Here is a 15,980-nt window from a genome sequence, read left to right on the forward strand (position 1 = left end):
TTCACTAGATATCACTTTTCATTGTTGTCAATACCCTTAACTTATTGGCATTGGAGTAATATCTATGGTTTTTTCTTTTATGCAGTATCCTGGGTTTGTATAAATAATATATTCATAAAAAAAGCACAGATGTATATTCATCCATGCATATTTTTTTGTTATTGTTTCTCTATTAACTTTTTATTTTTACGCCATGCCTGTATTGGTACATAGATGATACCTATGATTAAAATCAATGGAATCAAGATACCAACAGGTATATCAAATTTATCCAGATATCCCTGTACGAAGATATATAAAACGATAATTGGCAGAATATAGGATATATAGAAACGAAGCGCTTTTGGGAATTTTAAACCCTTTCCAGTGTTTGCTTCTTCCATGAAATTATCCCATCCCCATCCATAACGAAATGTACAGAATAACAGATACATCAAAGAACCTAGTGGCAGCATATTGTTTGATACAATGAAATCTTCTAGATCTTGTATCGTAGATTTCGCACCTAATGGTTCAATAAAACTTAATAGGTTAAATCCTAGTGCACATGGTAAGGATAATACCAGAATCGCCACAAAGTTGACCATAACAGCTTTTTTTCTTGTCCATCCTAAATCCATCGCAAATGCAACAATATTTTCAAATACCGCAATAATGGTTGTCAGTGCCGCAAAAGACATAAACAGGAAGAACAAGGTTCCCCATAAACGACCACCTGGCATTACATTAAATACATTTGGCAAAGTCACAAATACCAGTCCTGGACCACTGCCAGCATCTACATGAAATGCAAAGCATGCTGGAAAGATAATCAAACCAGCCACAAAAGCTACCATTGTATCCAATACACAAACGTTGATACTTTCACCTAATAAACTGCGGTCTTTTCCGATATAGCTTCCAAAGATAGCCAGCGCACCAATACCCAGACTTAAAGTGAAGAAAGCCTGTCCCATTGCCGCAAATATCGCATCCCATAAGCCATTTTCCATCATCTTGCCAAAATCAGGTACCAGATAGAATTTTAATCCTTCCATTGCATCAGGCAATGTTACACTACGTACAACCAGTACGATCATGACGATAAACAAACAGCTCATCATATATTTACTAATTTTTTCAACACCATTTTGAAGACCTTTACTGCAAACAAAGAATCCAATGATGGTAATTGCCACCATCCAGAACAGGTTCTCATAAGGACTTGATAACATATCGGAAAATCCTTGTGTGACAGCTTCACTGGTTTTTCCACTAAAATCACCACTTGCCATCTTTACACAATAATTTAACATCCATCCGCCAACGGTTGTATAAAACATCATCAACAGGTAATTACCGCCCATACAAACATATTTGATCAAATGCCACTTTGTACCCTTTGGCTCCAATACATCAAATGATTTAGCGGCGGATTTCTGAGATGCCCTTCCTACAGAAAACTCCATAACCATGATCGGCAATCCTAAGATAACCAAGAATACCAAATACAGCAATACAAATGCTGCCCCTCCATATTGTCCTGTTATATAAGGAAATCTCCATACATTTCCCAGACCGACAGCACAGCCTGCCGATATCAGAATAAACCCAAGACGAGAGGAAAATTTCTCTCTTTTCATAAACTTTTTCACTCCACTCTATTCTTATTTATTTTATAGGCGCAAGTCCGTTATGTCAAATAGTTATTTTTTACTTTTTACATATTCTTCATCAAGTGTTCACATACCCTTCATAAACTGGTTGTATTATATAGGTACAGACAAAGAAATGTCTGTAATCATGGTAATGAATCATATTCCTCATTGTGGATATATGTTTTCCAAAATAATTTCATTACCTTCCCTCATCCTTTGGCTCCTGTCCCCTTGCATGGAGCCTTTTTTGTGATAGTGATTTATAATCTTTTCTAAAATCATGGTACGCTTTCTTGGAAAAAGTAAAACAGACGTGCTATACTTATGGTTGAGATGAGGTGTGTATGAATGGAAATGCATAGAAATACGCGCTGCTGGTGTGGCAGTGGAAAAAAATACAAACAATGTCATGAAAAATTCGATTTAAAGCTGGCAGAACTTGCCAGAGCTGGAAAGACGATTCCTGATCGTTCTTTAATCAAAAGTGAACAGGATATTCAGGGTATCAAAAAGAGCGCAAAAATCAACACAGGAGTATTAGATCATGTTGCGAAACATATCAAGGCTGGTATGAGCACAGATGATATTGATACACTGGTTTATGAGTATACAGTAAGCCATGGCGCAATCCCAGCACCCCTTGGCTATGAAGGATTTCCAAAGAGTGTTTGTACATCATTGAATGATGAAGTATGTCATGGTATCCCAAGTAAAGATATTATTTTAAAAGAGGGAGATATCATTAACGTGGATGTGTCTACCATCTATCATGGCTATTATAGTGATGCTTCCCGTATGTTTATGATTGGTGAAGTAAGTGAAGAAGCAAAACGTCTGGTTCAGGTCACAAAGGAATGTTTGGAAATTGGTATCAAAGCTGTGCGCCCATGGGGAAATGTAGGCGATATCGGTGCAGCAATTCAGGAATATGCACATCAAAACGGATATAGTGTCGTGATTGATTTCGCAGGACATGGTGTTGGTAATGAATTCCATGAAGATCCAATTATTCCACATGTGGGAAGAAAAGGCAATGGCATGGTATTGGCACCTGGCATGGTGTTTACTATTGAACCAATGATTAATGAAGGCGACTATCATTTGTATATTGATGAAGATAATGGATGGACATCTTATACGAAAGATGGAAAACTGAGTGCACAATGGGAACACACATTGCTTGTGACGGAACATGGTATAGAGATTTTAACATATTAATGAAAAAAACAAAGACATATAGGTATGAATGTCTTTGTTTTTTTGTTGTTATTGTATGGTCATACAGGCTTGTGCTTCATCAATTGTAATCGTTTGATACTGGCTGGAGTTTGTACAAATAACAGGCACTGTTGTATCATATCCGGCTGTTTGAATTTGTTTAAAGTCAACTTTCATTAATTTATCTCCTTGATTAACGTGTTGATTTAATTGTACAAACACTTCAAAAGGCTTTCCTTCAAGTTCTACTGTATCAATACCAACATGAATCAGAATTTCTTCACCTGTATCAGCTTTTAAACCAATCGCATGTTTGGTATCTGCTAATACAACGATGTTGCCACTACATGGGGCATATATGATATCATCTTCTGGAAGGACTGCAAAGCCTTTTCCCATCATACCGCTTGAGAATGTTTCATCTTTTACTTGATCAAGGGAGATGATTTTACCTATTAATGGTGTTTTGATTGTGGACTCTTTCGCATTGCTTTGTTTGCCTTTTTTCATACCAAGGAAGAATGCTAAAACAGCAGCAATTATGAATGTTGAAATGATACAAACGCACATGAGTAATAGATTTGTAATGGTGCCATCTGGATTTGCGTAAACAGGCAGGGATGTAATACCTGGCATAACGAAGGCAAAACATTTTGCGCCTAAAAGAGTTGTTAAAGCACCACCAATACCATTGGCAATCATTGCAGCGATTAATGGTGTTTTGTTTACTACATTCACTGTGAATAAGGCAGGTTCAGAAATACCAAGAAAAGCGGAGAAACTTGTTGTTAAGGCAGCAGCTCGCATTTTAGCATCCTTCATGTGTAAAGCAGCTCCAAAAGAGGCACCAGATTCTGCCATATTATGACAGAATGAAATTGGAAGAAGATAATCATAGCCTAGGGTTGTGATATTCGTAATTTGAATAGGAGAAGTTGATTGATGCATACCACAAAGTACAATTAATGGCATAAAGAAACCTAACAAAAATCCTGCAAATATGCCAAGTGTATCAAACATCCATACAATACCATCAGCTAAATAAATGCCACCATACGCTCCAATTGGCGCAAGAATCAAATATGTTAATGGTATAGTAATGATGAGTGCTGCTGTTGGAACAATTACCATCTTTAAAACGTTTGGAATAAATTTATCAATGAATTTATAGACAATAGAAAGCAGACCAACACCTAAAATAACTGGGAAAACAGAATCTGCATATTGGAATACTGGAACACTGAAACCTAAGAAAGTAAATGGAGAAGTTTCAGCACCAACAGCTGCAACAAAGGTTGGATACATTAAAGCACCAGCAACACAGATACCTAAAAATTCATTTACTTTGAATTTTCTAGATGAAGATATGGCAAGTAAAAATGGTAAAAAATAGAATGGAATATCTGAAATCAAATTCAGTATGACGAAAGTTCCACCATCTGTTGGAAACCAGCCAAAGCCATCAATCATGGCGATGATACCTTTTAACATACCACCAGCTACCAAAGCAGGTAAAATTGGAGAGAAAATACCTGTGATGATATCAAGAACCATATTGATATTTATTTTCTTATTAGAAGCTGGTTGGATAGTATTATCATGATTTAACAATGGTTCAATTTCGATGAAAACATCACCAACCATAGGACCAATAATGACCTGATACTGATCGTTTTTTATTTGTGTACCAAGCACACCATCTAATTGTTCAATAGCTTTCATATCGGCTAAAGCATTATCTTTTAAATTAAAACGAAGTCTTGTGACACAATGTAATGCTGTCTGAATATTATTGCTGCCACCAAGCAATGTGATGATTTGTTTTGCTAATTCTTTATTTGACATGATCTTATCCCAATTCCTTTCCATTTGTTGCTATACATTTTTGATACCAGTAGAAACTATCTTTTTTATAACGTTTTCCACTGCCTTTGCCACCATTATCTAAATCAACATAAATGACACCATACCGTTTATCCATTGTAAGTGGACCACAAGATACTATATCTATGATTCCCCACATTGTATAACCAATTACTTCAACACCATCGATGATTGCTTCTTTCATTTGCTCAATATGTGTTTTCAAATAATCAATACGATATGGATCATGAATCTTACCATCTTTTTCTAAAACATCTCCAGTACCTAATCCATTTTCAGCAATGATGATTGGTAAGCCATAGCGATCATACATTTGATTTAAAGAAATTCTTAATCCAATTGGATCTTTCTGCCAACCCCATTCACTTGTTTCCAAATATGGATTTTTGTTTGCCATGATCAAATTACCTGCGGTTTTCTCCCATGTTTGTGAATTAGTAGAAACTTGTGAAAAATAGTATGAGAAACTAAGGAAATCCACAATACCTGCTTTTAGGATTTCATCATCCCCATCTTCGAATTGTATATCGATATCAAACATATCAAAATATCGATCCATATAGGCAGGATATACCCCTCTTGCCATAATATCTGTGTAAAACCAGTTGGAATATTGCTGATCCTGCATTGCTTGTAATGCATCTTCTGGACGACATGTAGCTGGATAAGTTTCAAATCTTGCAATCATACCGCCTATTTTTGAACCTGGCAGCATTTCATGGCATAATGCTACCGTCTTTGCATTGGCAATAAACTGATGATGCAGGCATTGAAAAATAGACTGATTCATATTTTCTTCTTCATCCTGTATTAAACAAACACCATCCCATGGAGCAAAACGACCTGCGTTAAATTCATTAAAAGGAAGCCAGTAATCAACCAAATCGCCTAGTTCTTCAAACAAAGTTTTAGCATATCTTACATAGAAGTCAATTGTCTTTCGATTTTTCCATCCACCATATTTCAATACAAGATTCACAGGGATATCATAATGCAGAATTGTCGCAAAAATCTTCATGCCATATTTTTTACATTCCTGAAACATATCTTTATAATAAGTGATACCTTCTTTATTAGGCATTTCATCATCCCCATTAGGATAAATACGTGACCAGCAGATAGAAGTTCTAAAGATTTTCATACCCAGTTCGTGAAATAAAGCAATATCTTCTTTATAATGATGATAAAAATCTATACCTCTGCGGTTAGGATAATAGGTTGTATCCATATCTTTTAAAGCCTGGTCAAATTCTGCTTTTGAAAAAGGAGAATTATGATGCTTTTCCTCAACTTGTTCATGATTCCATGCGGGATCAAGATAGCGTAAATCTTGTGTGGAGATACCTTTTCCTCCTTCTAAAAAGCCACCATCAGCTTGTGAACAAGCGATTGCGCCACCCCATAAAAAATTGTCGTCAAATCCGTTTTTCATTTCAAACTACCTCTCTTTCGTTTGAATTAGCTAATTCTTAATGATATTATAATGTTGGAAATAAGTTTTTAAAATGTCATAATATTTGACTATTTATGTCATTTTCACAGATGGAGGATTATATGAATATTCATGATCTTGAAGAGTTCTTACATTTGAATACTGCAGGAGAACGTTGGCATTTAGCTCATCCAGGAGAGTTAAGTCCTTTTTATGAAAGATTGCGACTAGATGATTATCGGGGACAGAAATGTTATTACTTTGACTTTATTAATACTTTAAAATCAGACCAGATTGGTATTATCAAAGAATCACGCTATACAACCATTCCACCCCATCATCATAAAGATATGGAATTGAATTATATCTATGAAGGAAAATGTACTTTTGTGATCAATGGAAAAGAAGTTGAAATGCATCAGGGTGATTTATGTATTTTTGACACAAATGTTGTACATAGTGCTACCAGTTTAAAAACAGAAAAGGATATCGTCATCAATATCGTTTTTCGTAAAGAGTTTTTTAACAGCGTATTTTTAAGTAGAATGTCACAGAAGGGAATTCTTACATCCTTTTTACTAAATGCGATATCCAAAAATCGCAGGCATGATCAATATATCATTTTTAAAACACAAGAGAACTTTAAGGTACATACCCTGATTCAATATTTGTTATGTGAATATTTTGGTCCAAGTAAATGTTATCAAGAATTAATAAAAACCTATGTTTCAGCAATATTTCTAGAATTAATCAATACATTATATGATGATCAGGAAAAATTCAGCGATGATGAAAATAATCAAACGACGCTAATACCAGTATTAAATTATATTGAAGAAAACTATAATCGTTGTCACTTAGAAGATGTATCAGAAAAATTCGGATATAATCCTAATTATTTAAGCAATATGTTAAAGAAAAAAACAGGAATGTCATTTATCGAGATTAAAACGTCACAACAAATGACAGAGGGAGCTTTTCTGCTTGCTAATTCAAAACTTACTATTAATGAAATAATATATAAAGTTGGATGTAATAATGTGAATTTCTTTTATAAGAAATTTAAGTCATTTTATGGAATGACACCAAAAGAATATCGTATGAATGTAAATGAACATTACCATTTTGGATAGGAAAGATGTGAAAATCATATTTTTGATTGAGTTTCTTTATCGCATACGGTATACTTATGTACAAAATGAGGTGAAAAGCTATGAGAGTAATTATACAAAGAGTTGCCCATGCCAGCGTAAAAGTAGATGGAGAATATACAGGGAAAATCGATCAGGGATTTATGCTGTTAGTTGGTATTACACAGACAGATACCATCGATATCGTAAAGAAAATCGCAAAGAAATGCGCAGAATTACGTGTATTTGAAGATGAAAATGGTAAAATGAATAAGGGCTTATCTGATGTGAAGGGAAAGATTCTTTCAATATCACAGTTTACACTCTATGCGGATTGTAAAAAAGGAAGAAGGCCAGGCTTTGAAAGAGCCGCAAAAGGGGATGTCGCAAAGCCATTATGGGAGGCATTTAACGAAGAAATCAGGAGTTATGGATTAGAAGTAGAAACTGGAATCTTCGGTGCAGATATGAAAGTAGAATTATTAAATGATGGACCTGTCACCATTATATTAGACAGCGCAGAAATGGGATTGGAGTGATCTTATGAGTGAAGTAGTTTATGGAAGCGAAATCGCAAAGGATATTAAAGAAAATCTAAAAGTAAAAATCGATCAGTTAAAGGCAGAAGGTAAACGTATCCCAAAATTGGTTGTTGTTCTGGTTGGTGACAATCAGGCAAGCTTGTCCTATGTACGTGGAAAAGAAAAAGCATGTCAATTTGTTGGTATGGAAAATGAATTAATTACCTTGCCAGAAACCACAACACAAGAGGAATTATTATCATTGATTGAACGTTTGAATTTAGATACTGCTGTAGATGGTATTTTAGTACAATTGCCATTACCAGCACATATCAAAGAAAAGGATATCATTCATGCCATTGATCCTAATAAGGATGTGGATGGATTCCACCCTTGTAATGTGGGTAAATTAATGTTGAATGAAGAAACATTTGTATCTTGTACACCGAAAGGTATTATTCGTATCTTAGAAACGATTGGATATGATGATTTAAGTGGAAAACGTGCTGTTGTAGTTGGCCGCAGTAATATTGTGGGAAAACCGATTGCACAATTGCTGTTAAATAAAAATGCGACAGTGACAATTTGTCATTCACGTACACAGGATATCGAAAATGTTTGTAAAGAAGCTGATATCCTTATTGCGGCAATTGGCAAAGCTAAATATATCAATCGTAACTGGGTAAAAGAAGGCGCCGTTGTGATTGATGTTGGGATTAATCGTGATGAAAATAATAAAATGTGTGGAGATGTTGATTTTGAGGATGTAAAGGAAGTATGTAGCTATATCACACCTGTGCCAAAAGGTGTAGGTCCAATGACCATCGCAATGCTTCTGGAAAATACATTACAGTCTTATCATAAAAGAGAGGGATAAAGGAGGGATATTATGCCAATCCAGGATTATGATTTAAACGACATCGTGGAAATGAAAAAAGAACATCCATGTCATAAATCGAAGTATTGGAAAATTATCAGAATGGGTGCGGATATTCGTATCAAGTGCCTGGGATGTGGGACAAGCGTGCTATTCCCACGTGTACAGTTTGAAAAAAAATTAAAACGTATTATAGAAAAGGCTCCAAAAGAGGAACCAAAAGAATAAATATTATAGGAACCATGTAAAGTGGTTCTTTTTTAATCTAAATGTATCATGCGCAAATATAATAGAATAAAATAATGTTTTTTATATTTGATTTGGTTATAATGATAAATGTAAGACAAAGTTAATTGTGAAAGGCAAGAAAGGAGTGATAAAATGTTACAAAGAGGTGTATCATATTACGATATTTGGAAAATTGTGGATAAGTATTTTCCGGTTTATGTGGAAAAAAATATTTTAGAAGGTTGTGATGATCAAACGATATTATGTAGATCAAATCCTTTTGATTATTTAAATCGTAACCATTTCATTAGGTCGGTTATCATAGATTTGCAAAGAAAAGGAAAATTTGACTATGATGATTTTGATGAAAAATTATGGGCTTTGCTTAATGATTTAATAGCATGTGATAATTGGAGAACGGATTCACTTTTTAAGTATTTGATCAACAGTTTATTTTCCCCAATAAGGGATTCTTATGCTTATGATATTTTTCAAAAATTTATCAAAAATCATCAATTATCAAATTATGAGGAAGTGTTTATGCTTCACGATTATCACGAATATACATTTGATAAACGTTATTCAATTGACTATTTTGATTTGAATATGTTTTTCCTACAATACTATCCAGAGTATGCTTCATATTATAAAAAATTTGCAATGCAATATTATGGAGATGATACAAATTCAGATTTCATTTATTATGGAATATTTTGCTTGATTTTTCAACAAAACGACCATGATTTTGAATACAAAAGGTTTATAGATTTTCTGAGTGATATAATTAAACTTCCAACATCAGGTGGTATATCACCACTAGGGATGATGATGTATGGATGCAATGGTGTTGTGCCAAAGTTATTTATGGAGCGTATAATCTCTGAAGATGAAAAAAATATGATTTATCATTTGCTGGGTATCGAAGAAAGGATAAGTTATAAACGATAAGCTTAAAAAACGCAGGATATAGGATAACAGAGTCTGTAATTTCATTTGATTACAGACTTTTTTATATACAAATAATCAAAATTATAAGATAAAAAGTAATATATACTTGATATTATGTCACAATAGTATTAATATGTAATCAGAAAGAAGGCGATGGAATGGCGAAAAATCTAAAATTAAAGTCGGCAAGGGCAGCACTTGATTTGACACAACAAGAGTTGGCTGAAAAAGTCGGTGTCACCCGGCAGACGATGAATGCGATTGAAAAAGGCGATTATAATCCAAGTATTAAATTATGCATCGCCATATGTAAAGTATTGAATAAAACCCTAGATGAATTATTTTGGGAAGAATAGAGAGGAGTCTTGAAAGATGAAAAATAATTTTGACGAACGCCAGCTTCAAATCAGAGGCGATATATTCAAACATGCATGTATATTATTTATTATATTTCTTACCCTGGATGTCATATACAGCTCATTGCTGGATGGTGCCCATGTATTTGGTACAATTACTGGTGGAGTGATTATTATAATGACAATTGCATTAGCTTCTATAGAAATGATAAAAAAAGAAGTTTATGTGGATATGTTGAATCAGCAAAATAAAATCGCCATATTGATGGGAGCTGCAGGAAGTGTTGCTTTAATATGTAATGTGATAAGTATTATAAGAGAAAAAAAGCCAATGATTCTACAACATGAAATTCAGGCAAGCTATGGTATGTTATTTATAGATGTATGCATCATACTTATATGTGTTGTATTTTACATTCATGAAAGTAAAACAAAAGAATGTGAATAGATAAAAGAGTACAAACAAATGCAGTATCATTATGAAAAGGAGTGGAAAACTATGGATGAATTTGATGAAAGACAAGTATTATTAAGAGGAAAAATTGCAGTACAAACAGTGATTGTGACAGTGGTAATGTTGCTGGCTGCTGCATTTATCACAGATTTTGGTATTTATGATATTGAAAAAGAAATTGGATTTTCTGATTTTATGATTATTGCATCATGCTTTATCATTACATTTATCTCTGTAAATTCAATATTAAGAGGTGCCTATTTTGGCTTATTATCAAGAGATCGAGAAAAGATGATACGTTATATCTTTACAGCGTTGGCAATGGTGGAAATAGGACTTTCTATATTTGATATCATACGGGGAGAATCATTATCACCAGTTTCCATTATGTCTATTATTATGATGGCTTCTATATCAGTGTGTCTGTGGATGAAACGCAAAGAGGTGGCATAACGTGAATCGCAAAAACGATTTATGGGTGTATAAATGTATGGTGGGAGTACAACTTCTATATATGATCATTGCTATCATTTGGGGGATCTATGTGATTTGTAGAGAAGATGTGTGGCTGTTTCCAAAAGTATTGATTATATGCGTATTACTATTAGGTATATGGATGATACGATTGCGTTTAAGAGATATGAAGGTCATCTTATCCAATGCTGTGATGATTGATGAACCTAATAAAAAGATGTTTTCATTTATGATGGGCATTAGCATGCTTATATTGATTTTGGCTATTTTACGATTTGATGAAAACGGCTATTCGCTGATTGTATCCTCCATACCACTTGTAGTACTTAGCTATGATACACCCGTATGTGCGATGAGGAATGACCAATTATATTTTGATAGTCATTGGTATTCATTTATGGATATACGTGATATTTACTTTGACCAAAGAAAAAAATATACAACAGTGATATTTTATACGGATAGAAATCGCTATGGCGCAAAGTTTCATACAGATGGCTTAGCATATTTAAAACAAGTGTTTGATCAGAAAGGATTAACATATGAATAATGCATATATACGATTGATGATATTCTTATATACCGCTGAGAAATCCACAGTTGATTTTGAAATCGCAATGGTATTGTTGAAAAACTACAACCGCTTTCCTGATATATTGATTGAAGATATCGCAAAACTTGCGAATACAACACCTGCCTCTGTGACTAAATTCTGTCATAAATTAAAATATAAAAATTTTAAAGAATTAAGAAATGATTGTTATAGTTATGAAGATCATCGCTATATTGACAATCAGCTTCAAATTGCAGAAACAGATTATCAGAAAGCATGTGAGCATTATCTAGAAAACGAACAAAAAAATCTTTCCTTTTATATGCAGTATCATGATGAACAAATGATATTTGAAATCGCAAAAAAGATGCAGAAAGAAAAGGAAATCAGTGTGATTTATACGCCTTATAGTTATATCTGTGTACATGTACTGAGAAGTTTTTTAGAACCTTATGGGATACAGGTACATGGAATTATGCGAGATTTAGATGAAGATTTTATGGAAACACGTTTACAGAATACGGCTTTATTCTGGGTTATCAATTTACAAGGAGAATGGATCAATGCACATAAAGACTGGCTGTTGAAACAAAAAGCCAAAGGGAAAGAACTTGCAATTATTACTGCCACATATGATGATGGTTTTAAAGAATTAACACCATATATTTTCCCATTTCAATTCCGTGATACGATATTAGATACCGCAATGCAGATATCCTGCCTATTTGTGAAAATTGCATTTGCATTCGCAAATTTTACAAAAATGGAAAAAAGCTAATCATCCAAATGAGAAAATTCCTGTTATACTGAAATCATGAAAGAGGAGGTATAGCAAGATGAAAAGATTTTTAGATTGTAATTTTTCTGATATGGAGGCAATGAACAAGCAAGAGTTGTTGGAGTCATTAGAAGCAAGCGAAGGAAGAGTATTGATTGCAGAGTGCTCATTATGTAATGAAAGCCTGTTGTCACCAATGACGAATGCGGAAATCAGCGCAGCATTTGGCGCAGATATTCTGTTGTTGAACATGTTTGATGTCAATCATCCTAAAATTGATGGGATCACAGGTGTAGAGGATAAAGATGTTATCCGTGAACTAAAACGTTTAACTGGACGTTTAATTGGTGTGAACCTGGAACCAATTGATAAAAGTGAACAGACAATCGGGGAAATTAAAACCATTTGTGAAGGACGTCAGGCAAGTGTAGAAACAGCTTTAAAAGCAAAAGAACTTGGTATTGATTTTATCTTATTGACAGGTAATCCGGGTACTGGGGTATCAAATCAAACAATTGTGGAAAATCTGAAAAAGATGAAAGAAGTTGTTGGGGATGATATTGTTTTAATGGCAGGTAAAATGCATGCCGCTGGTTCTAAAAAAGAAGCTGGTGAAAATATCATCACAAAAGAAGTTATCAAAGATTTTGTGGAAGCAGGTGCAGATGTTATCTTGATTCCTGCGCCAGGAACAGTGCCTGGTATCACATTGGAATATGTGAAAGAAATGATTGCTTATGCTCATTCCTTAGATGTAATGACACTAACATCTATTGGAACATCACAAGAAGGTTCTGAAGATTCTACTATTCGTGATATCGCATTGATGTGTAAAATGTGTGGAACAGATCTTCACCATATCGGTGATGCCGGCTGGGCACCTGTTGTACCTGATGGTATTATGGCTTATAGTATTGCGATTCGTGGAAAACGTCACACTTACGCAAGAATGGCAAGATCAATTAACCGATAAGAAAAAATGGCATTTGTCCGGTATGGATGAATGCCATTTATCCTTTGAGGCAGGAAGGATTATAAAAAAAGTTAAATATTATTGAAGATATTGTGATAAATCAATTGGAAAGCTACATAATCCATGAAAATAACCTTGCATAACAACGAAAAAAAAGATAGAATGATATGGCGAGAGGAATGATAAAATATGCCATTAACAGCAGGAATCGTTGGACTTCCAAACGTAGGAAAGTCTACATTATTTAACGCAATCACAAAAAGTCAGGTAGAAGCAGCAAACTATCCATTTGCCACAATACAGCCAAACGTTGGTGTGGTAGAAGTACCAGATCATCGAATTGATCGTTTAGTAGAATTATTTCATCCTAAAAAAACGATTTATACAACTTTTGAATTTACAGACATTGCCGGTCTTGTAAAAGGGGCAAGTAAAGGAGAAGGTTTAGGGAACCAGTTCTTAAGCAATATCCGTTTAACAGACGCCATTTGTCATGTAGTACGTTGTTTTGAAGATGATGATATTACACATGTAGAAGGAAATGTGGATCCTATCCGTGATATTGAAATCATTAATCTGGAATTGATCATGGCAGACCTTCAGACAATTGACAATCGTTTAAGCAAAGTAGAACGTAAAGCTTTGACAAATAAAGATAAAGACAGCGTGAAAGAAGTTGCAGTTTTAAAAAAATTAAAAGAAGCATTAGAAGCTGGAAAGGCCGCAAGAACAGTTGATCTTGAAAAAGAAGAACTGGATATCGTGAAAGCATTCAGTTTATTAACATTAAAGCCAATGATTTATATCGCTAATATGTCTGATGTGGAAATTGCGGAACCAGAAAGCAATGAATATTATCAGAAAGTAAAAGCATACGCAGAAAGTGAACATAATGAAGTTGTTCCTGTATGTGCAAAAATTGAAGAAGAATTAAGTGGTCTGGATAAAGAAGAAAAGAATGAATTTTTACAAGAATTAGGTATTCCAGAAAGCGGCTTGGATAAGGTGATTAAAACAGCTTATCGTATCCTTGATTTATGCACATTCTTAACAGCAGGAGAAGATGAATGTCGTGCATGGACATTCAAAAAAGGTATGTTGGCTCCACAATGTGCAGGTGTTATCCATACAGATTTTGAAAAAGGTTTTATCCGTGCAGAATGCTACAAGTTTGAAGATATTGATGAGCTGGGTAGTGAGCTTGCGGTAAAAGAAGCAGGAAAATTACATCTTGAAGGTAAAGAATATGAAGTTCAGGATGGCGATGTATTGCATTTCAGATTTAATGTATAGAAAGTGCGAAAGCACTTTTTCTTTTGCGAAAAGTAATGATTAATTTTAAGATTTTAGAAAAAAATATAAGAATTTATGCTTTTTATAACAAACCCTTATCTTTTGTGTATAATGGTAACTACTTAAAGACAAGGAGGTATGCAAATGAGCATAATCGAAAAAACAACCCATAAGGAAAAGAAAATCCTAAAAAAAAGAAAGTTAAGTCCAAGTATTTTAGAAATCGCATTAAAAAACGTAAAAAACAATATGGTATTGTATGAAAGTTTAAAAATGTTTGATAAGAATACGGATGCCTATGATCACTTATGTAAAATGATCATGAGCAATAAGCAGATCTTAGCAAACATTATGAAGTTCGCAATGAAGGAATGTAAGGATCTGACGATAGAAGAAATCATCAACAGCATAGAAAATGATCCAAGGATTAATATGACCATCAATGATCATGATCAGATCGTTGGAATGAATGTAGAAGATCAATCCGTCATAGGCGCCTGTGTAAGATATGATATATTGTTTAAAGCAACGCTGCCAACAAAAAAAGGAAAAAAAGAAAGTGTGGGTATCTTTATCAATTTTGAGATACAAAAAGATGAAACTCCAGGATATCCTTTAGTCACAAGAGGGATCTATTATGCAAGCAGACTGATATCAAGACAGAAAAAAGCAGAAGACGGGTTTGCGTCATCAGAATTTAATGATCTACAAAAAGGATATTCGATATGGATATGTCCAAAGCATACAAAAGAAAAAAATGATGTGATCAATGTATATCATATCAAAGAAGAATGTTTAAAAAATGAATGGCACAATCAGGTAGAAGATTATGATCTGATGGAAGTGATCATGATGTATCCAGGAAACGAGTACAATTATGAAGATAAAAGTCATAGTGTATTAGAGATGTTGAATATATTGTTTACAACAAAGATGAAGGCAGAAGAAAAAAAGCGATTATTAGAGGAAAAATATGCTATAATAATGACAGAGAAGATGGATCAGGAGGTGGAGTTTATGTGTAATCTAAGCGAGAGCGTTTTGAAAGAAGGACTTGAACAAGGAGAAATCAAATCTGCAATTGAACATACAAAAAACTTGATGGAATCAGCAAATATTGACATAAATAAAGCAATGAATATGCTGAAACTTCCAGAGAACATCAAAGAAATAGTCATCAAGGAATTAAAGAAGGGATAATATAAATGACGTAATCCAGTAGTT

The 15,980-nt window shown here is 34.0% G+C and carries 17 protein-coding genes; 14 read left to right on the forward strand and 3 right to left on the reverse strand.

Going from position 1 to position 15,980, the window contains the following annotated elements; all coding sequences use genetic code 11:
- Window positions 1-158: 158 nt before the first annotated feature.
- Window positions 159-1,622, reverse strand: a complete 1,464-nt coding sequence (locus DW114_RS20200) for a sodium-dependent transporter (RefSeq protein ID WP_117456066.1) — start codon at window positions 1,620-1,622, stop codon at window positions 159-161.
- Window positions 1,623-1,985: 363 nt separating this feature from the next.
- On the opposite strand from DW114_RS20200, the gene DW114_RS20205 reads away from it, so the two are divergent.
- Entirely contained in the window at window positions 1,986-2,855 is an 870-nt protein-coding gene (locus tag DW114_RS20205; protein WP_117456067.1) for a methionyl aminopeptidase, read from the forward strand.
- Between the two features lie 48 nt (window positions 2,856-2,903).
- Here the strand turns inward: DW114_RS20205 and DW114_RS20210 are convergent, their stop codons facing one another.
- Together DW114_RS20210 and DW114_RS20215 are read right to left on the reverse strand one after the other, a co-directional pair.
- Window positions 2,904-4,700, reverse strand: coding sequence for a glucose PTS transporter subunit IIA (locus DW114_RS20210; protein ID WP_117456069.1), 1,797 nt, complete (start codon window positions 4,698-4,700; stop codon window positions 2,904-2,906).
- Window positions 4,701-4,704: 4 nt separating this feature from the next.
- Window positions 4,705-6,171, reverse strand: coding sequence for a glycoside hydrolase family 1 protein (locus DW114_RS20215; RefSeq protein WP_117456071.1), 1,467 nt, complete (start codon window positions 6,169-6,171; stop codon window positions 4,705-4,707).
- Window positions 6,172-6,293: 122 nt separating this feature from the next.
- Between DW114_RS20215 and DW114_RS20220 the strand changes: the two genes are divergently transcribed.
- The 13 genes from DW114_RS20220 (at window position 6,294) to DW114_RS20280 (ending at window position 15,956) form a co-directional block, all read left to right on the forward strand.
- On the forward strand, window positions 6,294-7,304 hold the full coding sequence (locus DW114_RS20220; RefSeq protein ID WP_117456073.1) for an AraC family transcriptional regulator: 1,011 nt from the start codon (window positions 6,294-6,296) through the stop codon (window positions 7,302-7,304).
- Between the two features lie 80 nt (window positions 7,305-7,384).
- A complete protein-coding gene (gene dtd / locus DW114_RS20225) occupies window positions 7,385-7,840 on the forward strand; it encodes a D-aminoacyl-tRNA deacylase (RefSeq protein WP_117456075.1) in 456 nt (151 codons plus the stop codon).
- 4 nt (window positions 7,841-7,844) lie between these two features.
- Window positions 7,845-8,699, forward strand: coding sequence for a bifunctional methylenetetrahydrofolate dehydrogenase/methenyltetrahydrofolate cyclohydrolase FolD (folD, locus tag DW114_RS20230; RefSeq protein WP_117456077.1), 855 nt, complete (start codon window positions 7,845-7,847; stop codon window positions 8,697-8,699).
- Window positions 8,700-8,711: 12 nt separating this feature from the next.
- A complete protein-coding gene (locus tag DW114_RS20235) occupies window positions 8,712-8,927 on the forward strand; it encodes a DUF951 domain-containing protein (protein ID WP_117456079.1) in 216 nt (71 codons plus the stop codon).
- Between the two features lie 153 nt (window positions 8,928-9,080).
- Window positions 9,081-9,875 carry a hypothetical protein gene (locus DW114_RS20240; RefSeq protein WP_117456081.1) on the forward strand — a complete coding sequence of 265 codons (795 nt, stop codon included), beginning with the start codon at window positions 9,081-9,083 and terminating at the stop codon, window positions 9,873-9,875.
- A 158-nt stretch (window positions 9,876-10,033) separates the two neighbouring features.
- On the forward strand, window positions 10,034-10,231 hold the full coding sequence (locus DW114_RS20245) for a helix-turn-helix transcriptional regulator (protein ID WP_117456083.1): 198 nt from the start codon (window positions 10,034-10,036) through the stop codon (window positions 10,229-10,231).
- 16 nt (window positions 10,232-10,247) lie between these two features.
- The gene (locus DW114_RS20250) at window positions 10,248-10,679 is read left to right on the forward strand and encodes a hypothetical protein (RefSeq protein WP_117456085.1); all 432 of its coding nucleotides are present in this window, start codon (window positions 10,248-10,250) and stop codon (window positions 10,677-10,679) included.
- A 51-nt stretch (window positions 10,680-10,730) separates the two neighbouring features.
- On the forward strand, window positions 10,731-11,138 hold the full coding sequence (locus DW114_RS20255) for an NADH-quinone oxidoreductase (protein WP_117456087.1): 408 nt from the start codon (window positions 10,731-10,733) through the stop codon (window positions 11,136-11,138).
- A 1-nt stretch (window position 11,139) separates the two neighbouring features.
- Window positions 11,140-11,709 carry a hypothetical protein gene (locus DW114_RS20260; protein WP_117456089.1) on the forward strand — a complete coding sequence of 190 codons (570 nt, stop codon included), beginning with the start codon at window positions 11,140-11,142 and terminating at the stop codon, window positions 11,707-11,709.
- On the forward strand, window positions 11,702-12,490 hold the full coding sequence (locus tag DW114_RS20265; RefSeq protein WP_117456091.1) for a MurR/RpiR family transcriptional regulator: 789 nt from the start codon (window positions 11,702-11,704) through the stop codon (window positions 12,488-12,490). The genes DW114_RS20260 and DW114_RS20265 overlap by 8 nt, the downstream gene beginning before the upstream one ends.
- A gap of 58 nt (window positions 12,491-12,548) precedes the next feature.
- Window positions 12,549-13,463, forward strand: coding sequence for a haloacid dehalogenase-like hydrolase (locus tag DW114_RS20270; protein WP_117456093.1), 915 nt, complete (start codon window positions 12,549-12,551; stop codon window positions 13,461-13,463).
- A 189-nt stretch (window positions 13,464-13,652) separates the two neighbouring features.
- Window positions 13,653-14,756, forward strand: coding sequence for a redox-regulated ATPase YchF (gene ychF / locus DW114_RS20275; RefSeq protein ID WP_117456095.1), 1,104 nt, complete (start codon window positions 13,653-13,655; stop codon window positions 14,754-14,756).
- Between the two features lie 144 nt (window positions 14,757-14,900).
- The gene (locus tag DW114_RS20280) at window positions 14,901-15,956 is read left to right on the forward strand and encodes a hypothetical protein (protein WP_117456096.1); all 1,056 of its coding nucleotides are present in this window, start codon (window positions 14,901-14,903) and stop codon (window positions 15,954-15,956) included.
- Window positions 15,957-15,980 lie beyond the last annotated feature (24 nt).

The organism is Absiella sp. AM09-50 (genome assembly GCF_003433845.1).
Classification (GTDB): domain Bacteria; phylum Bacillota_I; class Bacilli_A; order Erysipelotrichales; family Erysipelotrichaceae; genus Hoskinsella; species Hoskinsella hominis.

Excerpts from the sequence above, each read along its gene's own strand:
- folD (WP_117456077.1), top strand. The coding sequence starts at position 7,845 with ATGAGTGAAGTAGTTTATGGAAGCGAAATCGCAAAGGATATTAAAGAA.
- DW114_RS20255 (WP_117456087.1), top strand. The coding sequence starts at position 10,731 with ATGGATGAATTTGATGAAAGACAAGTATTATTAAGAGGAAAAATTGCA.
- DW114_RS20215 (WP_117456071.1), bottom strand. The coding sequence starts at position 6,171 with ATGAAAAACGGATTTGACGACAATTTTTTATGGGGTGGCGCAATCGCT.
- DW114_RS20240 (WP_117456081.1), top strand. The coding sequence starts at position 9,081 with ATGTTACAAAGAGGTGTATCATATTACGATATTTGGAAAATTGTGGAT.
- DW114_RS20220 (WP_117456073.1), top strand. The coding sequence starts at position 6,294 with ATGAATATTCATGATCTTGAAGAGTTCTTACATTTGAATACTGCAGGA.
- DW114_RS20235 (WP_117456079.1), top strand. The coding sequence starts at position 8,712 with ATGCCAATCCAGGATTATGATTTAAACGACATCGTGGAAATGAAAAAA.
- DW114_RS20265 (WP_117456091.1), top strand. The coding sequence starts at position 11,702 with ATGAATAATGCATATATACGATTGATGATATTCTTATATACCGCTGAG.
- DW114_RS20200 (WP_117456066.1), bottom strand. The coding sequence starts at position 1,622 with ATGAAAAGAGAGAAATTTTCCTCTCGTCTTGGGTTTATTCTGATATCG.
- ychF (WP_117456095.1), top strand. The coding sequence starts at position 13,653 with ATGCCATTAACAGCAGGAATCGTTGGACTTCCAAACGTAGGAAAGTCT.
- DW114_RS20270 (WP_117456093.1), top strand. The coding sequence starts at position 12,549 with ATGAAAAGATTTTTAGATTGTAATTTTTCTGATATGGAGGCAATGAAC.
- dtd (WP_117456075.1), top strand. The coding sequence starts at position 7,385 with ATGAGAGTAATTATACAAAGAGTTGCCCATGCCAGCGTAAAAGTAGAT.
- DW114_RS20280 (WP_117456096.1), top strand. The coding sequence starts at position 14,901 with ATGAGCATAATCGAAAAAACAACCCATAAGGAAAAGAAAATCCTAAAA.
- DW114_RS20205 (WP_117456067.1), top strand. The coding sequence starts at position 1,986 with ATGGAAATGCATAGAAATACGCGCTGCTGGTGTGGCAGTGGAAAAAAA.
- DW114_RS20250 (WP_117456085.1), top strand. The coding sequence starts at position 10,248 with ATGAAAAATAATTTTGACGAACGCCAGCTTCAAATCAGAGGCGATATA.
- DW114_RS20245 (WP_117456083.1), top strand. The coding sequence starts at position 10,034 with ATGGCGAAAAATCTAAAATTAAAGTCGGCAAGGGCAGCACTTGATTTG.
- DW114_RS20210 (WP_117456069.1), bottom strand. The coding sequence starts at position 4,700 with ATGTCAAATAAAGAATTAGCAAAACAAATCATCACATTGCTTGGTGGC.